The sequence below is a fragment of the Halovibrio salipaludis genome (assembly GCF_002286965.1).
In the GTDB taxonomy this organism is placed as follows: Bacteria; Pseudomonadota; Gammaproteobacteria; order Pseudomonadales; family Oleiphilaceae; genus Halospina; species Halospina salipaludis.
The window spans coordinates 87,774-106,593 of the sequence record NZ_NSKD01000005.1 but is presented as its reverse complement, the minus strand read 5'-3'; the positions used below and the strand labels follow the sequence as shown (position 1 = coordinate 106,593).

At 62.3% G+C, this 18,820-nt stretch carries 18 protein-coding genes; 11 read left to right on the top strand and 7 right to left on the bottom strand.

Annotated features, from left to right (window positions below):
• The first annotated feature begins 21 nt into the window (after nucleotides 1-21).
• The gene (locus CK501_RS11830; protein WP_095617951.1) at nucleotides 22-1,509 is read left to right on the top strand and encodes an amidase; all 1,488 of its coding nucleotides are present in this window, start codon (nucleotides 22-24) and stop codon (nucleotides 1,507-1,509) included.
• 6 nt (nucleotides 1,510-1,515) lie between these two features.
• On the opposite strand, the gene CK501_RS11825 is transcribed toward CK501_RS11830, so the two are convergent.
• Nucleotides 1,516-2,658 (bottom strand): alkane 1-monooxygenase, encoded by a 1,143-nt coding sequence (locus tag CK501_RS11825; protein WP_095617950.1) that lies wholly within the window; start codon nucleotides 2,656-2,658, stop codon nucleotides 1,516-1,518.
• 150 nt (nucleotides 2,659-2,808) lie between these two features.
• Between CK501_RS11825 and CK501_RS11820 the strand changes: the two genes are divergently transcribed.
• Nucleotides 2,809-3,474 (top strand): GntR family transcriptional regulator, encoded by a 666-nt coding sequence (locus tag CK501_RS11820; protein ID WP_095617949.1) that lies wholly within the window; start codon nucleotides 2,809-2,811, stop codon nucleotides 3,472-3,474.
• A 23-nt stretch (nucleotides 3,475-3,497) separates the two neighbouring features.
• Here the strand turns inward: CK501_RS11820 and CK501_RS11815 are convergent, their stop codons facing one another.
• Both CK501_RS11815 and CK501_RS11810 read right to left on the bottom strand, forming a co-directional pair.
• Nucleotides 3,498-5,975 (bottom strand): EAL domain-containing protein, encoded by a 2,478-nt coding sequence (locus tag CK501_RS11815; protein WP_158223109.1) that lies wholly within the window; start codon nucleotides 5,973-5,975, stop codon nucleotides 3,498-3,500.
• 206 nt (nucleotides 5,976-6,181) lie between these two features.
• Nucleotides 6,182-6,571 carry an ectoine synthase gene (locus CK501_RS11810; RefSeq protein WP_095617947.1) on the bottom strand — a complete coding sequence of 130 codons (390 nt, stop codon included), beginning with the start codon at nucleotides 6,569-6,571 and terminating at the stop codon, nucleotides 6,182-6,184.
• A gap of 213 nt (nucleotides 6,572-6,784) precedes the next feature.
• Between CK501_RS11810 and CK501_RS11805 the strand changes: the two genes are divergently transcribed.
• On the top strand, nucleotides 6,785-7,534 hold the full coding sequence (locus CK501_RS11805) for a pseudouridine synthase (protein WP_095617946.1): 750 nt from the start codon (nucleotides 6,785-6,787) through the stop codon (nucleotides 7,532-7,534).
• Here CK501_RS11805 and CK501_RS11800 read toward each other — a convergent pair.
• A complete protein-coding gene (locus CK501_RS11800) occupies nucleotides 7,497-8,531 on the bottom strand; it encodes a GGDEF domain-containing protein (protein ID WP_158223108.1) in 1,035 nt (344 codons plus the stop codon). The two genes, CK501_RS11805 and CK501_RS11800, sit on opposite strands and share 38 nt — an antisense overlap.
• Nucleotides 8,532-8,593: 62 nt before the next feature.
• On the opposite strand from CK501_RS11800, the gene CK501_RS11795 reads away from it, so the two are divergent.
• The 3 genes from CK501_RS11795 (at nucleotide 8,594) to CK501_RS11785 (ending at nucleotide 11,266) form a co-directional block, all read left to right on the top strand.
• Nucleotides 8,594-9,523 carry a cation diffusion facilitator family transporter gene (locus tag CK501_RS11795; protein WP_095617944.1) on the top strand — a complete coding sequence of 310 codons (930 nt, stop codon included), beginning with the start codon at nucleotides 8,594-8,596 and terminating at the stop codon, nucleotides 9,521-9,523.
• A 61-nt stretch (nucleotides 9,524-9,584) separates the two neighbouring features.
• Entirely contained in the window at nucleotides 9,585-10,508 is a 924-nt protein-coding gene (locus CK501_RS11790; protein ID WP_095617943.1) for an ABC transporter ATP-binding protein, read from the top strand.
• Nucleotides 10,505-11,266: an ABC transporter permease gene (locus CK501_RS11785; protein ID WP_095617942.1), complete on the top strand. Its 762-nt coding sequence runs from the start codon at nucleotides 10,505-10,507 to the stop codon at nucleotides 11,264-11,266. Before CK501_RS11790 ends, CK501_RS11785 begins: the two co-directional genes overlap by 4 nt.
• 19 nt (nucleotides 11,267-11,285) lie before the next feature.
• On the opposite strand, the gene CK501_RS11780 is transcribed toward CK501_RS11785, so the two are convergent.
• Nucleotides 11,286-11,840, bottom strand: a complete 555-nt coding sequence (locus CK501_RS11780) for an outer membrane beta-barrel protein (RefSeq protein ID WP_158223107.1) — start codon at nucleotides 11,838-11,840, stop codon at nucleotides 11,286-11,288.
• A 238-nt stretch (nucleotides 11,841-12,078) separates the two neighbouring features.
• Between CK501_RS11780 and CK501_RS11775 the strand changes: the two genes are divergently transcribed.
• From CK501_RS11775 to CK501_RS11755, 5 genes are all read left to right on the top strand, one after another.
• Nucleotides 12,079-13,386 (top strand): acyl-CoA dehydrogenase family protein, encoded by a 1,308-nt coding sequence (locus tag CK501_RS11775; RefSeq protein WP_095617940.1) that lies wholly within the window; start codon nucleotides 12,079-12,081, stop codon nucleotides 13,384-13,386.
• Between the two features lie 13 nt (nucleotides 13,387-13,399).
• Nucleotides 13,400-14,605 (top strand): acyl-CoA dehydrogenase family protein, encoded by a 1,206-nt coding sequence (locus tag CK501_RS11770; RefSeq protein WP_095617939.1) that lies wholly within the window; start codon nucleotides 13,400-13,402, stop codon nucleotides 14,603-14,605.
• A gap of 80 nt (nucleotides 14,606-14,685) precedes the next feature.
• Nucleotides 14,686-15,645 carry a D-2-hydroxyacid dehydrogenase gene (locus CK501_RS11765; protein WP_095617938.1) on the top strand — a complete coding sequence of 320 codons (960 nt, stop codon included), beginning with the start codon at nucleotides 14,686-14,688 and terminating at the stop codon, nucleotides 15,643-15,645.
• Nucleotides 15,642-16,190 (top strand): class I SAM-dependent methyltransferase, encoded by a 549-nt coding sequence (locus CK501_RS11760; RefSeq protein WP_198949500.1) that lies wholly within the window; start codon nucleotides 15,642-15,644, stop codon nucleotides 16,188-16,190. Before CK501_RS11765 ends, CK501_RS11760 begins: the two co-directional genes overlap by 4 nt.
• A gap of 97 nt (nucleotides 16,191-16,287) precedes the next feature.
• Complete coding sequence (locus CK501_RS11755) at nucleotides 16,288-17,097, top strand: substrate-binding periplasmic protein (RefSeq protein ID WP_198949499.1); 810 nt, start codon at nucleotides 16,288-16,290, stop codon at nucleotides 17,095-17,097.
• Here CK501_RS11755 and CK501_RS11750 read toward each other — a convergent pair.
• Nucleotides 17,085-18,140 carry a protein-glutamate methylesterase/protein-glutamine glutaminase gene (locus CK501_RS11750; protein WP_095617937.1) on the bottom strand — a complete coding sequence of 352 codons (1,056 nt, stop codon included), beginning with the start codon at nucleotides 18,138-18,140 and terminating at the stop codon, nucleotides 17,085-17,087. The two genes, CK501_RS11755 and CK501_RS11750, sit on opposite strands and share 13 nt — an antisense overlap.
• 21 nt (nucleotides 18,141-18,161) lie before the next feature.
• The gene (cheD, locus tag CK501_RS11745; protein WP_095617936.1) at nucleotides 18,162-18,818 is read right to left on the bottom strand and encodes a chemoreceptor glutamine deamidase CheD; all 657 of its coding nucleotides are present in this window, start codon (nucleotides 18,816-18,818) and stop codon (nucleotides 18,162-18,164) included.
• Nucleotides 18,819-18,820 lie beyond the last annotated feature (2 nt).

Genomic DNA, 18,820 nt, shown 5'->3' with positions numbered 1-18,820 from the left:
AACAACAAACGGAGGGCGGTCATGACACCGGAGGAATACACCGGGCAGGATGCCACTGGGCTGGCGCGCCTGATCCGCGAGGGCCAGGTGCGGCCGGGCGAGGTAGTGGATGCGGCCATCAACCGCGCGGAACAGATCGACCCCGCGCTCAACGCGATCTGCCAGCCGCGCTTTGAAAAGGTCCGCCAGGAGCAGCCGGAGGCCGGGGGTACGTTTGCCGGTGTCCCCTTCCTGGCCAAGGATCTGGCCCAGGAAATGGCGGGCATGCCCAGTACCATGGGCAGCAGGGCGCTATTGGGGTATGTTCCGGACCAGGATTCCGAATACATCCGGCGGGGGCGCCAGGCGGGTCTGCTGATGATGGGGCGCACGGCCACGCCTGAGCTCGGGCTCAAGGCCATCACCGAATCCCGGCTCTGGGGCCCGACCCGCAACCCCTGGGATACGGAGCGCACACCCGGCGGCTCCAGTGGCGGCTCCGGCGCAGCTGTAGCGGCTGGCATTGTGCCCATGGCCGGCGCCAACGATGGCGGCGGATCAATCCGTATTCCCGCTGCCTACAACGGGCTGTTCGGCCTCAAACCCTCGCGCGGGCGTGTTTCACCCGGCCCCTATCTGGGCGAAGCCTGGACAGGAGCGAGCGTGGATCACGTGGTCAGCCGCAGCGTACGCGACAGCGCGGCCATGCTGGATGCGATCGCGGGTAATCCGAAGGGTGACCCCTTTACGATTCCGGCTCCTGAACAACGCTGGGCGGACGCCATCCGGTCTTCCCCCCGGCCCCTGCGCATTGGCTTCTTCACCGAATCCCCCTACGGTTCGGAGGTGGATAATGAGTGCGTGGAAGCGGTAGAGGCGACGGCGCGGCAGCTCGAGGCACTGGGCCATCACGTGGAGCCGGCCATGCCTGATTTTGATGGCATGGCCATGGCTCGCGCCTACCTGACCCTCTATTTCGGCGAGGTCTCGACCATCATGGAAGAGGCCAGGGCGCAGACTGGGGCCAGTGACAGCGATTTTGAGATCGAGACCCGGTTGCTGGGTGCCCTGGGGCGCAGTATGCGGGCTGTCGACTATGTGCGCTCTCGCCGTGGCTGGAACGATTTCGCCAGGGCCCTGGGGCGGTTCTTCGGCGACTACGATCTTTACCTGTCGCCCACCACCGGTCAGCCACCGGCACGGATTGGAGAGCTTGAGACGCCCACGCACCTGAAGTTCGCCGCACGGATGCTGGTGGGACTGCGCGCCGGCAGTCTGGCGCTGAAGAGTGGCATGGTCGAGGAGCTGGCCCAGGAGAACCTGGCGCGGACGCCCTTCACCCAGCTTGCCAATCTCACTGGTACGCCGGCGATGTCGGTGCCGCTGCACTGGTCGGATGAAGGGCTGCCGGTGGGGGTCCAGTTCGGGGCACCCCACGGGGATGAAAGCACGCTTTTCCAGCTGGCGGCCCAGCTGGAAGCCGCCCATCCCTGGTGGCCACGCTACCAGTCCCTGTGGCAGCGTCTGTAGAGCCGATCAGGCCTTGCTGTAGGGCTTCTGTTCCCGGAACAGCTGATCCAGCTCGCCCTCGTAGTAGGCCTCCACCCGCGGGTTCATCACCTTCTTCCACAGCGGTGGCACCAACGCCAGGACGAACATGGCTGCATAACCGCCCGGCAGCTGTGGGCTCTCATCGTAGTGGCGCAGCACCTGGTAGCGCCGGCGGGGAAAAGCGTGGTGATCCGAGTGGCGCTGCAGGTGGAACAGGAAGAGGTTGGTCAGCAGGTAGTTGCTGTTCCAGCTGTGAGCCGGTGTGACCCGCTCAAAACGGCCGTTCTCCTGAACCCGGCGATGCAGCCCGTAGTGTTCGATGTAGTTGATTACCTCAAGTGTGGCGGCGGCGAAGAAGCTCTGCGCCAGGAAGAACACCAGCCCGGCCCAGCCCAGGGCCACCGTGAACGCGACCGCGAACAGGGCTGAAATCGCATACCACCAGATCAGTTCATTGGCCGGCCCCCAGGGGTTCCTGCCCTTGCGGCGCAGTTTCTTGGCCTCAAGCCTCCAGGCATTCATGAAGTTGCGTGGGAAGGCCTGCAGCAGGAAGGCGTAGACGCCCTGGTTGTAGCGCGAGGAGCTGGCGTCGTCGGGGGTGGATACGTGCACATGGTGACCCATGATGTGTTCCACCTTGAAACCCGCATAGGTCACGCTGGCAAGGGCAAGCCCGCCGGTCCATGTCTCCAGCTTCGTATCCTTGTGGATCAGTTCATGGCCGATGTTGATGGCCATGATGCCACCGACCACCCCGATTGATACCAACCAGCCAATCTGGGCGGCCAGCCCCATCTCCACCGTCGCAAATGCCCAGCCGGCATAGATGACAACGGCCAGATGTATGGGCACGCAGACCAGGGTGAGAGCCCGGTAATACCAGTCCTTCGTCATGTCCGGAACCTCAACCTCCTCGTCGGGGTTGGCCGGATCCTTGCCAATGATGTAATCGAGTATGGGAATGAACCCGAAGATGAAGAGCGCCGGGAACCAGGCCCAGAAAAGCGTGTTTCCACCCTGGGTCAACTGCCAGGTGACCCATGCCGCGATCGCGGGTACTACCAGTACCAGCAGGTAGGCGTAGCGCTTGATGCGCACCATGACGTGCGGGGGGACTCGGGAAAGCATCGGGGCATCCTCCTGTCATTATTGTAAGCGGTTTGTGTGATTGTGGATTCAGGCTAATCCTTGATCTCATGAATTGTCAAACAACTCATGTTTTGGGTGGGGGCGGATTGATGTAGAATCGTCAGCACAGCACCAGAGGACGATCCGAGTATGGCCCTACCGCAACAGCTCAGTCTCAGTGAGCGCATCGCCCATCACCTTTCACTGGAGATCATCCGGGGGCAGCGCCAGCCATTGGAGCGCTTACCCGAGAGTGAACTGGCGCGGGAGCTGGAGGTCAGCACTAATTCCCTGCGTGAAGCGTTCCGGCTTCTCCAGGGCTGGCATCTGGTGGAGATCCAGCCACGCCGTGGTGCCCGGGTGTGCGACGTGGGCGAGGCGGATGTGCGTGATCTCTACGACTTCCTTTTTCTGCTTCTGGGGCGTCTGGCCAGCGACGTGGCCCACAATTGGCAGACCGGCCAGCTTGAGCCCTTCCTGGCGATCAGCAGGGAATTTGAGGCACAGGCGGAAGAGCAGGACCGGGAGCGGGTACACGAACTGGCATTCGAACTGGCGCGGGAAGGACTGAGGCTGACCACCAACCGGTATCTGACGGATGCCATCGAGGATCTGCTGCCGCTTCTGCAGCGTTACTCGTTCATGGCGCTGCGCGAGGAAACCACGGAGCTGGCGCAGTCCGTTGACTGCATGCGTGAAACCATTGAGGCGGTGCTGGCCAGGGATGCGGCACGGGCTGCGCAGTGCCTGAAAGCCTATGGGGAGAACCAGTGTCAGGTGGTGTTGAGGGCGCTGGCCAGTAGGGAGGCCGCCTGAAGCGCGGGTCCTCAATACGCGGGTCAGGCGTCAGGCATCACGGACAGTGTGATCGGGTATCCCCAGAAGTAGCCCTGGCCCCTGAGCCCACTGAACTGTCTGAGCCACTGCACGGTCCGCTCATCCTCCACTCCCTCAATAACCGTACGCAGGTTCAGTGACCGGGCCAGTTCCACCGTCGCCCGGAACACTTTCTGGCGGTTCTGATCCTGGAGTATCCCTGTCAGGAAAGTGCGGTCGATCTTAACCTCATCCAGCGGAAATTCAGTCAGGGCGGACAGTGACGAGGTGCCGGTACCGAAGTCGTCCAATGCAATACCGAAACCGCATTGTCTGAGCTGAGCCAGGCGCTCGGTTGTGACCTCCAGGTCCCGGATAACGCTGGTCTCGGTTACTTCAAGGATGAAATCCTCCGGTGTGCAGCCCTGATCGCGGACGATCCGCTCCAGATCATCCGCAAGTTCCGGGACCGCAAGATCCCTGGATGAGATGTTGATGGCAGTGCGGATTCGCTGCCCATAGCGCTCGCGGATCCGCCCAAGGTCTGTTGCCGCACGGCCCAGTACCCAGCGTGTCACCCGGGTGATGCTGCCGAGTTCCTCGACAAGTGGAATCCAGTCACCTGGGGGTATCACCCGGAACTCCGGGTGGTACCAGCGCACCAGTGCTTCCACGGATTCGGTGCGCCCGGAACCGATGTCCACCTTTGCCTGGTAGGCAAGCTGGATCTGGTCGCATCGGAAGGCATCTTCCAGATCCAGCATCAGTAACTGCTGGTGTTTCTGGTGTTCATGAACCGCGTTGTCATAGAAATTGATCGGGTCCCGCTGGAGGCTGGCATACCCTGCAGCGGATAGAACCTCCTGGATGCTGTCGCCGTGATGAGGCAGGCTGGCGACACCAATCGAGCAGCGCCAGTTGAACGTGTACCCCTGGTAGCGGCAATCCGGCGCTGTAAACTCAATAAGCTTGCGCCAGAACGGGTCCTTCCTGTCGATTTCCCGGGCAAGAACGAACGCTGCATCCATCGTGTCGATGGAGACCACGGGGGCATTGTCGATATCCAGAATGCTATCCGCTCCGAAACGCCTCAGATGGTCTTCAAGGCTCGTCAGATAATCCCGCACGAATCCCTCGGCAGTCTGATGGCCGACGACATGTTCAATCTCGTGAAACCGGTTGAGTCTGAGAACCACGATCTGAAACTTTCCGGACGTCTGACCGGAAAGGCAGGCTTCCAGGGCGGAACGGTTGGGTCTTCCGGTTACCTTGTGTTTCCGGAGGCTGTTTTCCAGCTGGTTCTGGACAGCAAGGCGGCGCTCCTGTTCCGCGGCTCTCTCGCTGGCGGCAATCCGTCTCAGCCACTGTTCACGCCAGAAGAAATGGACGGCAGCGGCGAGAAGAACCACCGCTGAGAGAATGGTGCCCAGTGAGAAGGCTGAATCCGACAGCACGTTGACCGGCACAACCCCTACGGTTCGCAGTGCGCTGGCGATGAGCCCGGCCGTCAGGACCAGTACCGCCGCCGTGAAGTACCTTGCATAGAGCGAACTCCGGAAACAGCGGACTGCAATGAACAGGGACAGCACACAGCCGATGAGGCCAAGGGTGATTGTATGTGCCTGTATGGGAAGCTCAGTCCCGGTGAACTCAAGAAGAATGAGTATGAGGGCAGCAAGCGAGAGGCCATTCAGCAGATGCCTGTAAAGACGCGGTGGCCGCAGGGCGGCCAGCGTATGCTGCGCGAATGCGATCAGGGTGGTCAGCATGGAAGTGGTGATGGCTGCGTCAAGGGCCGGTACCCCACGCCAGAAAATCCATGCTCCGAAACCATTGAGAACCAGCTGGATATGTATGACGGAAAGGGTGAGAACCGTCAGCCAGGCCAGCATGACTGTGCGGAATCGCAGGGTCAGGAACAGATTGATCGCGAGCAGGAAAAGAGAAAGCCCCAGGAGTATGCCGTTGACGGTTGCCCGTGTGACGCTGCCGTGCACCAGGCCGTCATCGCCCTGTACCGACACCGGAAAGACGGTGGGGCCTGTATCGGAAACCTCGAAAAACAGGATGACGGCGCTATTGGCCGGAATGATTACCGGCCAATGGAAAGAAGGCAGGGGAATCAGGCGGCTGGAGAATGGCCACAGGCTGCCCTGGGTTCGCATTGGCAGGAGCGGGCCAGTGGTGGCGTTCAGTCTCGCGGCACGGATCCGGTCAATATAGGGAGCTGGCACAGAGATCCACTGCTGGAGCGGACGTCCGGATGTGTTGCTCAGTTCCAGCCGGAAAGTGACCGGTTGAGTGGTGAAGCCTACCGCTGCATGGGAGGACGTGGTGGCCCGCCAGCCGTTATCGGAACGCAGCAGATCATCCTGATGGAGTTCCGCGATGGAGCCTGTTCTGTAGCTCAGCGAGAGTGATTCCGGGTGCCGGTTCTCAGAAGCGTGGTGCTGGAACCCCGGTGAATACTCCGCATGGTGGATAAAGGCTGCTGCAGCCATGACGGCAATCAGGAGCAGAATGGGGATAAGGGGGTGATTCGCGAATGGCAGGCTGGATGTACTGCTGGGAACTTCATCTCCCCTGCTGGGCATGATCAGAGCTGTCCTTGCCGGTGAATTGGGGCGCTCTGATTAAAGCTCAAGGTGTCAATCTTTGCAAAACCCGGTACCCGTCTGGGTCATGGGTACCGGGATGGATCCCGGGCTCAGGAATCGTCCGGGAGGTAGGCACCATCCTTGTCGTGCACTTCGCGGCCGGTCACCGGCGGGTTGAAGGAACAGATCAGGCGCATGTCCTCGGTGCCGCCGCGCAGGATGTGGCGGTCGTTGTTGTTCAGGGCGTACATGACGCCATCGTAGATCTGATGCGTCTCGCCGGTCGCCAGGTCCTCGATGCTGCCGTTACCGGCAACGCAGTAGACCGCTTCCAGATGGTACTTGTACCACAGGTGGAGTTCGGCACCCGCGGGAATGATGGTCTCGTGGAACGAGAAGCCCATGCCGTCCTTTTTCAGCAGCATCCGGCGGCTGGTCCAGCCCGGACCCTCAACCTCACGCTCGGTTCCGATGATGTCCTTGATATCGCGTACAATCATATCTGTCCCACCTGTTGACTCTGTGATCGTTAAAGGCCTTGGTAATGGGCCCGAACACTGAGTGTAGCGTGTGCAGGCGGTAGTACAATAGCGTAATACCCCTAGCCAAGCGTGTTTTAAATGCTGTCAGAACCCTCATCGGGGATGGGGCATTCATGTAGAATGACGTTTCCGCGCCCGTAATCATGCATCAACCCAGAAGGCAGTGCTGCCATGACGGAGCCTGAGAAACGCCGGCGCCGCAGGCTCGATTTTCTGATTGCTCGGCTGACCGGCATGACCCGTAAGGAAGCCAAGCAGCTGATCAAGGCTGGTCGGATCGAGGTCGAAGGCCGTGAAAACGAGGGGCTGAAAGCCCAGTCCCGGATCGGCGTTGAGGAAGCGATTTTCCTGGACGATCAGCAGCTGGAAAGGGAATCCGGTGAACGGTACCTGATGCTGAACAAGCCAACCGGCGTGGTGAGTGCCACGAAGGACGACTACGACCCCACTGTTCTGGATCTTCTGGAACCGGAACTGCGTCGTGGACTGCACCCGGTAGGGCGGCTGGACAAGGACACCACTGGTCTGCTGCTGCTCACCACTGACGGCGAGTGGAGCCATCGCATCACCTCGCCGCGCCACGGGTTCCCCAAGACCTACAGGGTCTGGGTTGCCGATCCCATCGACGATGAAACCCTGGCAAGCCTGGAAGAAGGCATCATGCTCAGGGGCGAGGATACCGCCGCCGTGGCTCATGACATTGAGCGCCTTGGCAGGGCCGAACTGCGGCTGACCCTGACCCAGGGGCGCTATCACCAGATCAAGCGCATGATGGGCGCTGTGGGTAACCGAGTGGTCCGGCTGCATCGTGAGCGGGTTGGCCCCATCGATCTGGATCCGGACCTGGAGCCGGGGGATTACCGGGACCTGAACGAGGCCGAGGTCAACGCCTTTCTGCCGGTAGATGATCCGCCACAATAATGGTGTCCCGACCGCTGGTCTTGGCCTGGTAGACGGCATTGTCCGCCCGGTGAAGCCAGCTTTCCCAGTCGTCCTGGGGATCGGCCAGGGCAGCGCCAATGGAGCATGTCACCGGCTGGCCATGGGTACTGAGCTGGTCCCGTATGGTCTGCTGGATATGGCGTGCGGCCAGGATCATGCTTTCATCCCGGACATTATTGAGCAGCAGGACGAACTCCTCGCCTCCGAACCGGAACAGGCGGTCCTCGTGCCGTGAATGGGTGCGTACAAGCTCAGCGAACCGCTGGAGCACCTCATCGCCGTTGGCATGGCCGTAACGGTCGTTGATCTCCTTGAAATGGTCCAGGTCCAGCATCAGAAGGCCAGCACCGGATTCTCTCCGCTGGACCCTTGCGATGGCGATGCAAAGCTCCTCTTCCAGGGCCCGCCGGTTGCCGGCACCGGTCAGTGGATCACGGATGGCCTGTTCCTCCAGCAGTCGCGCCTGGGCGCGGGAGCGGCGGGCGAAGGAAAATGCGAATATCGAGACCACGAAGACGGTGGTCGCGAATGAGATCAGCGCCAGTGGCCCCAGTCCGCTGGCGGATCCCAGAGCCACGCTGGCACCGACCATGAACAGGACCTTGGGGATGGCAAAGGCGGGCGGTGACAGGAAAAAGGTGGCAATGGTGTCCACATAGGCCCAGAAAAGCCCGACAAGCCCCGCCAGGTAGAGCACGCTGAGCACGCCGATGCCGGTAAAGACCACCAGCACGATGCCGGTGAGCACTGTATTGCCGGTGATCCAGGCGAAACCGGAGATACTGAGCAGCAACACCACCAGCAGGGTGTCCACCAGGGTCATCAGCCAGTCACCCTGAAGGTAGCGGTAGACGCCGAAGCCGCCGATGGCGAGTGCGGCGGGAATACAGAACATCATGATGATGGACAGGCGGAAGTCATCCGACAGCCTCTTACGGATGTTGCCGTACTGATTTCCAAGTTTTTTCAGCATCATGCGATTACAATAGCCCGTGAGCGGGTAAAATGCACTGACCAAGTACCCGTAATGGCTCTGGAATGCGAACCGAGACAGACGCATTGATGCTTTCGGCCGGGATGGCCCTCTTTCTCGGGGTGACCGGCCTGGTCCTGTCCGTGATCACGGGGTCCCAGGTGATCCTGCTCGATGGGCTCTTCAATCTCATCTACAGCGTTATGGCCTTTCTCAGTGTTCGGGTCGCCCGCTTGCTGGCCATGCCGGACAATGAGAAATATCCCTTTGGCCATGCCTACTTCGAGTCCCTGGTCAATGCTGCCAAAGGCCTGCTCATCCTGGGAATTTCCCTGCTGGCCCTGGGGGATTCCGTGCTGGTGCTGCTCTCCGGTGGCCGGGAGATCGTCGCTGGTCTGGCCATCCTTTATTCGGTGATCGCAACCACCAGCAGCATTATGACCTTTGTGTTGCTGCGCCGTGCCCGGCGTCATACCACCAGTCCACTGGTGGAGGCGGACTTCGCCAACTGGTGGATCAACACGGTGATCTCGGCCTCGGTGCTGCTGGCCTTCTGCCTGATCCCGCTGGCGGAGGCGGTGGGCTTTTCCGTGATCACCCCCTATGTGGATCCTCTGATGGTGGCCACGGTGGTGGTGCTGTTCTGCCTGAGTACGCCTTTCCGGATGGCTTCGGATGCCATCAAGGAACTGCTCAACCGGGCGCCGCCGAAGCATGTGCGTCAGCCGGTGCATGATGTGGTGGAGGCCGTGGTGGGGGAATGGGGGGCACAGGATTTTTCGCTGCGGATGGTGCGCCCGGGCCGGACTCTCTACCTGCTGGTGCACGTGGTGCTTCCGGCGGCGAGTGACAACGGAACCCTGGGCCAGCAGGACCGTATCCGCACCGATCTGGACGGGCGCCTGCGTCGTATTGTTCCGTCACTGGTGCTGGATGTGGTGTTTACGGCCGATCCCCGCTGGGCGGCGCCCACCAATGGCCATGAACCCGCCTGAAGGGCCAGCCCCGGCACGGGTGTGATACCCTTTGCCCCGCTGCCAGCAATTGAGGTGACCCGTGAGCCCCATCCTCTCCATTGAGAATCTCGACAAGACCTACCCGGACGGATTCCAGGCACTCAGAAACATCAACCTGGCGATTCACAAAGGGGAGATTTTCGCGCTCCTTGGCCCCAATGGCGCCGGCAAGACCACGCTGATCAGCATCATCTGCGGCATCGTCAACGCCACCGGCGGCCGGGTCACCGTGGACGGTTACGACATCCAGCGTGACTATCGCCAGACGCGTTCCCGCATCGGCCTTGTCCCCCAGGAGCTGACCCGGGATGCGTTCGAGACCGTCTGGGACAAGGTCAGCTTCAGCCGCATGCTGTTCGGCAAGCCGCGCGATGACGCCTATCTGGAAAAGGTGCTGCGCGATCTTTCCCTGTGGGAAAAGCGCAACAGCCAGCTGCGCATGCTCTCCGGGGGCATGAAGCGGCGGCTGCTCATTGCCAAGGCACTGGCTCACGAGCCGTCAGTGCTGTTCCTTGATGAGCCCACGGCCGGTGTGGACGTTGAACTGCGCCAGGGCATGTGGGAGACGGTGGAGTACCTGCGCCAGAGTGGCGTCACCGTGATCCTCACCACCCATTACATCGAGGAAGCGGAAGAGATGGCGGACCGCATCGGCGTCATCAATCAGGGCGAGATCGTTCTGGTGGAAGACAAGAAGCAGCTCATGCGCAAGCTGGGGACCAAGCAGCTGGTGCTGCAGCTGCGCGAGTCGCTGGAGGCCATTCCCGCGGCTCTGGCGGATTACGATCTGGGGCTCTCCGAGGACGGCAGCGCGCTGATCTACACCTATGAGACGCAGTCCGCCCGGACCGGCATTGACGACCTGATGCAGGCGCTGGGGGAGGCGGGGATCCGCTTCACGGACCTGCACACGACCCAGAGCTCGCTGGAGGACATTTTCCTGGACCTGGTGAACGGATCATGAATCTGCGCGGCATGTACGCCATCTACCATTTTGAACTGGCCCGGGCCCTGCGCACCTGGCTGCAGTCGATCATTTCCCCGATCGTGACCACCTCGCTCTATTTCGTGGTGTTCGGGGCGGCCATTGGCTCACGGGTGCAGGAGGTGGAGGGCGTTCCCTACGGGGCCTTCATCGTCCCCGGCCTGATCATGCTCATGCTGCTGACCCAGAGCGTGACCAACGCCTCTTTTGGTATTTTCTTCCCGCGCTTCACCGGCACCATCTACGAGGTGCTGTCCGCCCCTGTTTCCTATCTGGAAGTGGTGGTCGGCTATGTGGGCGCGGCGGCGACCAAATCCCTGGTGCTGGGGCTGATCATCCTCTTCACCGCCCAGCTGTTCGTGGACGTTCCCATTGCGCACCCCTTCCTGATGCTGGCGTTCCTGGTGCTGACCTCCTTCACGTTCAGCCTGTTCGGTTTCATCATCGGGATATGGGCGGAAGATTTTGAGCAGCTCCAGGTGGTCCCCCTGCTGCTGGTCATCCCGCTGACCTTCCTCGGCGGAACCTTCTACTCCCTCGATGTGCTGCCGGAGTTCTGGCAGACCGTGTCGCTGTTCAACCCCGTGGTCTACCTCGTCAGTGGCTTCCGCTGGAGCTTCTATGAAGTCTCGGATGTCCCGTTGCTGGTCAGCCTCGGCATGACCTTCTTCTTCATGCTCCTGTGCCTGACGCTGGTCTGGTGGATCTTCCGCACGGGGTATCGTCTCAAATCCTGAGCAGGGGATGCGCTCTGGCTCAGAAATAGAGCTGGGTTCCGATGGAAAAACCGTACAGCCGGTGTCCCTGTTTTTCCAGAAAACGATTGTATTCGATATTCAGCCCAGCGGCGCGGCTGAAATTGATCTGGAACCCAGCGCCATAGGAACCGGAAAATTCGCTTTTATTCAACGTGGAATCCGGGCGCTCAAAGCGGGCCTTGAACTCACTGAACCCGCCGAAGATGTAGAACGAGGATCGGCTGCCTATCGGCGCATGGGCGGTCATGTACGTGCTACCAAAATGCTGCACCTTGGTGTTGACCAGCTCACCATCCGGCGCCAGTGCGCTCTCATTCTCAATACCCGTGCCGTAGCGGGCTTCAACGGCAATATAGTCCAGTACGAAAACGCCACCCCTCAGGGTGATCATCGAGGGGGTTGCTGAAGTGATCAGCCGGTCGGAAGAGAACGTCAGGCGGGCGTACTGGGCTCCAAGAAAGGTTGTACCCTGATCGATGGGGCGTTGCGGCCCGGCTACGGCAAACGGAGAAGTAACGAGAAGCAGTGCCCCCAAAATAATGATGCGTTTCATTGAAGTTGTGTCCCTGAAGCCCATTGGTTTTCCATTGAGGCTGGATCATGGCATGCCTGTTTTTCCGGTCAATCCTCTCATCCAGTTCGGGGCTGGAATTGATGAATCATCCACATTTCACCGTATGAATCCGGTTGGATAGCTGCACCGTTAGCAGTCCGTACCGGCATTATGGTCAATGGCAATGGCGCCAGATTCGTCATAATCGGACTATCAGTCACAATCCGAGGAGAGGCTCATGGCCCGCGATGCAATGGGATACGCCCTGAGCGCGCTCAACCATCTGGCTGGTTCAGGGGTGCTTGACCGCCTGGGAGTACGGCGCACTGCTGAGAACATCAGCTATTACCTGAGTCGTTCCAGCTTCAGTGCGATCAGCACCAGCGCCCGCCAGTTCCGCAACCTCAATCCCCTCAAACGCCCCCAGCGCCTGCAGGCCCCCGGCGAGACCCGTGACCTGTTCGATCTGAACATCACGGACGAGCAGCGCATGATCCGTGAAAGCGTGCAGGAATTCGCCCGCGAGGTGCTCCGGGAGCGCGGGGAAGCCGGGGACGCGGAGCAGGGCATAGCGGCCGGAACCCTGGAGCAGGCCTCCGAACTCGGTCTGACGCTCTTTGCCGTGCCGGAGGCGCTGGGGGGTGCGGCCACGGAACGTTCCCCGGTCACCTCAATGCTGGTGGCGGAAGACCTGGCGCACGGGGACATGGGGCAGGCCATTGCCATCCTCGCGCCTGTTTCCGTGGCGAATGCGCTCACCCAGTGGGGGAGTGCCCACCAGCAGGGGACCTACCTGGTGGAATTCGCCGGCGACCACCCGCCGGTGGCCACCATCGCAGTTTCCGAACCCGCCCCCCTGTTCGATCCGTTGCGCCCGGCCTGCACCGCCAGCCGCCGGGGCGATCACTACGTGCTCAAAGGCACCAAGAGCCTGGTGCCGCTGGCGGCGCAGGCGGAGCTCTTCCTGGTGGCCGCGATGACGGATGACGGGCCCGGCGTGTTCATTGTGGAAGGCGGCAGCGAGGGCCTGAGCGTGGCGGCGGACCCGGCGATGGGCATTCGCGCCAGTGGTCAGGGGCGCCTGGTGCTGGATGGCGTGAAGGTGCCTGCGGACAACCGGTTGGGTGCCGGCGACTTCGATTACCGCGCCTTCGTGGACCTGGGCACCCTGGCGTGGTGCAGCCTGGCCATCGGCACCAGTCAGGCGATGCTGGACTACGTGATCCCCTACGCGAATGAACGTACCGCCTTCGGCGAGCCGATCAGTCACCGCCAGGGCGTGGCCTTCCTGATCTCGGACATGGCCATCGAGCTGGATGCCATGCGCATGCTCACCTGGCGCGCTGTCTGCCGCGCCGAGCAGGGCCTGCCCTTCCGGCGTGAGGCGCACCTGGCGCGGACCCTGGTCAAGGATAAGGCCATGGGCATCGGCACCAACGGTGTACAGGTCCTGGGCGGCCACGGTTACACCCACGAATACCCCGTAGAACGCTGGTACCGGGACCTGCGGGCCACCGGTATCGCCTTCGGCGGCCTGCATCTTTAAGGGAGGGCATGGCATGAACCTGGAAATCCCGAAGAAATTCCGTTCACTGGTCAACAATGCCCACCAGGTCGCTGCGGGCACCTTCCGGCCCATTTCACGCTATTACGATCGGCATGAGCATGAGCGCCCGAGGGAGCTGGATATGCTGGCTTCGATCCTGGATGGGTTCAACGAGGGTGATCCTTCCAACTCGGCCGGCGCCGCGACCACCGGGGCCAATGGCGAGGCTGGCGCCGAAGGCGTGCGTAACGGCTCCAACATGGGCGTCTGCCTGGGCGCCATGGAACTGTGCTACGGCGATGTGGCCCTGATGCTCTCGCTGCCGCGCCAGGGGCTGGGCAACGCCGCCATTTCCGCTGTGGCCACGGACGAGCAGAAGCAGCGTTTTGACGGCAAATGGGCGGCCATGGCGATCACCGAACCCGGCTGTGGCTCGGATTCCGGTGCCATCCGCACCACGGCCCGCCGCGAGGGCGACGAGTATGTCCTCAACGGCGAAAAGATCTACGTCACCGCCGGTGAACGCGCGGACTGCGTGGTGGTCTGGGCCACCCTGGATCCGTCCATGGGCAAGGCGGCCATCAAGTCCTTCGTGGTGGAGTGGGGCACGCCCGGGATGGAACTGGCCCGGCTTGAGAAAAAGCTGGGCATCCGGGCCTCGGACACCGCCGCCATCCACTTCCAGGATTGTCGGGTACCGGCGGAGAACCTGCTCGGGAGCCCCGAGATCGACACCAGCAAGGGCTTTGCCGGTGCCATGCAGACCTTCGACAACACCCGCCCCCTGGTGGCGGCCATGGCGGTGGGTTGTGGCCGTGCCGCGCTGGAACGGTTGAAGGAACTCCTCGCCGATCACGTGAACCTGGATTACGACCAGCCCGTGGACAATGGCTCCGCCGTTGAGGCCGAGATCTACCGCATGGAGGCGGAGTGGGAGTCCGCCTACTGGCTGACCGTGCGTGCCGCCTGGATGGCGGACAACCATCAGCCCAATTCGGTTCAGGCCTCCATGTGCAAGGCCAAGGCCGGGCGCGTGGGTAACTGGATCACCCTGCGCTGCGCCGAGCTGGCGGGCACCCTGGGCTACAGCGAGGAGGAGCTGCTGGAGAAATGGGCCCGGGACTCCAAGATCCTGGACATCTTTGAAGGCACCCAGCAGATCCAGAACCTGATCATTGCCCGGCGCCTTCTGGGATTGAGTTCCAGTGAGCTGCGGTGATCGGCTGATTGCCTCAACCGGGGCCAGCGGTGACAATAACGCCCTGTCATCGCTGTACCCGATCAGGAGGAATCATCACCGTGAAAGCCGTTTTCCTGGATGCCGATACCCTTGGCTCGGACGTGGACCTGGGCCCGATGCAGGCCGCCGCGGACCTGACCCTTTATGGAACCAGTGCCCCCGAACAGGTGGCCGAGCGCATCGCGGATGCCGAAGCCGTGGTCACGAACAAAGTGGTTCTCAGGGATGAGCATTTCGCGGCGGCGCCGGATCTCCGTGTCGTGGTCGTCACCGCCACAGGGGTCAATAACATCGACCTGGAAGCGGCCGGGGCCAGGGGCATCCGCGTGGTCAACGCCATCCGTTACGCCCGGCCCGTACTGGTCCAGCATACGTTCTCCCTGATCCTGGCCCTGGCCAACCGCCTGGTGGATTACGTCCAGGATGTACGCGCAGGCTGTTGGCAGCAGAGCCCCATGTTCTGTCGCATGGATCATCCCATCATTGAGCTGGAGGGCAGGACCCTGGTGGTGCTCGGGTACGGCGATCTGGGGCAGGGCGTGGCCCGGCTGGGGCAGGCCTTTGGTATGGATGTGCGGATCGCGGCCAGACCCGGGCAGCCGGAAGGGGAAGTGGATGGTTTCCCCCGGCAGTCGCTGGAGAGGCTGCTCCCTGTCGCGGATGTGCTGTCCGTGCACTGCCTCCTGAGCGATGACACCCGGGATCTGATCGATGCGCAGGCTCTCAGGACCATGAAGGAGTCCGCACTGCTGGTGAATACCTCCCGGGGCGGTATCGTTAACGAGCAGGCGCTGGCGGATGCCCTCAGACAGGGCGATATCGCCGGCGCCGGCGTGGACGTCCTGACACAGGAACCGCCGGTGGACGGCAACCCCCTGCTTGCCGACGATATCCCCAATCTCCTGGTGACGCCACACTGTGCCTGGGCGAGCCAGGAAGCGCGGCAGCGCATGGTGCAGCAGAGCGCCGACAACCTGCGGGACTTCGCCGCCGGCACCCTGGAGCGGTGGGTGGTGTGAGACTGACCCGTCAGGCTCATGAAGCGGTGGCCGGCGTCCTGGGCGAGGGCAGCCTGGCGCTGGACGCCACGGCCGGGAATGGCCATGACACCCGGTTCCTGGCGGAGCAGGTGGGCGCCACGGGCCATGTCTGGGCCATGGATGTCCAGCCTGCTGCCATCGAGGCCACCCGCAACCGGCTTGCCGAGGCCGGGCTTGGCGAGCGCGTGACCCTCCTTTGTGAAAGCCATGCCAATATCCTGGAGCAGGTCAGTCCCCACGGGGAGCGGCAGCTGGATGCCGTGATGTTCAATCTGGGCTATCTCCCCGGCAGTGACCGCACCCGCACCACCGGGGCGGACACGACCATCCCCGCTCTGGAACAGTCGATGGCAATGCTGGCCTCCGGCGGCTGTCTGTCGCTGATGGTGTACCGTGGCCATGATGGTGGCGAGGCTGAATGGAACGCCATCCGCGAATGGCTGAGCGGGAGCGGTTATGAGTGGCGCATACCCGTCGACCCCTCCGGCCACCGTGGCCCTGTCCTGGTACTGCTTACACGCTGAATCACCGTTTCGGTGGACAGCTGTTCCGGGTATTGCCACCCTTGTCCCTGCGGGGTGCTTGTCTGAAAGTCCGGCGGGTCCGCTGGTGGAGGGGATCATGACATGGTTGAGAACAGCGCTTCTGGCGCTGGCTGTGATGGTGCCAGCCCCAGCGCTGGCCGAAGAGGCCCCTCAGGACCGCACGCTGCGCATCACCAATGGCGAGTGGCCACCCTATCTGGGCAGGGACGAGCCCGGTTACGGCATTGCCTCCCGGATCGTGACACGGGCGTTCGAGCGCGCCGGCTACCGGGTTGAGTATGAATTCCACCCCTGGGCCCGGTCCCTCTATCTTGCCCGCAGGGGCCAGCGTGACGGCACCGCGGTCTGGATGCCTTCCCGTGAGCGTCGCGAGGACTTCTTCATCAGTCGGCCGGTGATCGTCACCGAATACGTGTTCTTCCACCGGGCGGACATGCCGTTTGACTGGGAAAACACAGCCGATCTTGCCGACTACCGTATTGGACTGACCCGCGGTTACGATTATGGCGACGTGATCGACCGGGTGACGAGCCTGGGGATTGCCACCACGGAAACCGTGTCATCGGATAAGCTGAATTTCCATAAGCTGCTGGCGGGCCGTATTGACCTGTTTCCCATGGACCGGGTGGTCGGCCAGCGGATGATCAGTGAGCTTTTCAGTGAGAAAGAGGCAAAGGCGTTGACCTGGCATCCCGAACCGGTCCGTGAGGACCGGCTTCACCTGCTTCTCTCCCGTGAGGTGGCTGGCAATGCCGAGCGCATCGAGGATTTCAACCGGGCACTGAAAGCCATGCGGCGGGAAGGTGGGATCGAGCGGATCCTGGTGGACGCGCTGGGTAACCACGTGCCCGCCGTGGAACGGCTCACCCCCGATCAGGCGGACTGACGCGCCCGGTCCAGTAGGGCTTCGGCAATCCGGTCCAGTGCCAGGATGTCGCTGGCCGCCTCCATCTCCACTGCTGTTCCCGGCATCCCCCAGACCACGCTGGTCTCCTCGTTCTGGGCCACGGTGTAGGCGCCCAGGTCGTGCAGCTCCTTCATGCCCCTGGCTCCATCATCGCCCATGCCGGTGAGCAGGGCGGCAACGGCATTCTTACCGGCCTCATTGGCCACGCTGCGGAACAGCACATCCACCGAGGGCCGGTGGCGGTTCACCGGGTCACCGTCATGGAGCTGGCAGGTGTAGCGGGCACCGTCACGCTTGACGGTCAGGTGGCGGTTGCCGGGGGCTACATAGACGTGGCCGGGAATGATCCGCTGGCCATGCTGGGCCTCGGTGACCGTCACCGCGCAGGTGCCATCCATGCGGTTGGCAAAGGCCCGGCTGAACTCCTGGGGAATGTGCTGGGTGATGACCACCCCCGGGCTGTCCGGCGGCAGCTGCTCCAGAACGTGGCGCAGGGCCTCGGTGCCGCCGGTGGAGGCGCCCAGGGCGATGAGTCTCTCGGTGCTCTTAAGGTCACCGGGGCGGCGTTTGGGCAGAACCGAGCCCGCACTGCGCTTTTCTCCCGCCGGGCGTGAACTGCTGGTGACCCGGGCGGAGGCGGCCATGCGGACCTTGTCCTGAATCTCCCGCGCGTAGTCCTGGAATTCGCTGGCGACGTTGACCTGGGGCTTCGCCACATAGTCGACGGCGCCTATATCGAGGGCTTCCAGGGTGACCTCGGCGCCGTCCTGGGTCAGTGATGACACCATGAGAACGGGCATGGGCCGCAGCCGCATGATGTTACGCAGGAAGGTGATGCCGTCCATCTTCGGCATCTCCACGTCCAGCGTGATCACATCCGGATTGTGGGCCTTGATTTTCTCGCGTGCGTCATACGGATCGTGCGCGGTGTCCACCACCTCGATGTCCGGGGCATCGTTGAGCATTTCCGTCAGCATCTGGCGGATCAGCGCCGAATCGTCGACCACAATGGTGCGGATCATCTGCTACTCCCGGTTCATCGGTTATTCGAAAAGATCCACATCGCCGCCGGACACCGGTTCTTCCTCCAGTTCGTGGAGGTAGTGCTCCTCGCGTTCGATGAGTGTCTGGTTGCGGGTGCGGTAGAGTTTCTTGCTGAAGGCGCGCCCGGTATCCGGGAAGAACTGTACCTTGCGTGGGTAGGCGCCTCCCAGGTCCCGGCTGATCAGTCTCAGGGACTCGGTCGCGCAGTATTCCATGGCGAACTCGATATTGCGCCGCCCGATGTCCGTAGTCACACCCTTCAGGACACGGCCCCCACCGAAAAGCTTGACCTCGAGGTCCTGGCGGCGCGCGCCGAGTTTCAGGATGCGGTTGATCAGCTGTTCCATGGCGTTGTTGCCGTAGCGGGTGGCCAGGTTGACCGGGTCGTCCACCCAGCTTTCAGGGTCACCGCCCCGGGTGGGCAGCATGAAGTGGTTCATGCCGCCCACGCCGCGCTTCGGATCCCGGATGCAGGCCGCGACACAGGAGCCCAGGGTGGTGACGATCATCTCTTCGCCCCGGTTTACATAGAACTCGCCGGGCAGCAGCTTGGCCGCCCAGACGCGGTTTGCCGGGTCCCAGTAGCGCCGGATCCGTTCGAAACCGGGTAGGGCGCGGGGCTGTTGTGATTGGGTTGTGATCGCTGCTTCCGCCATGG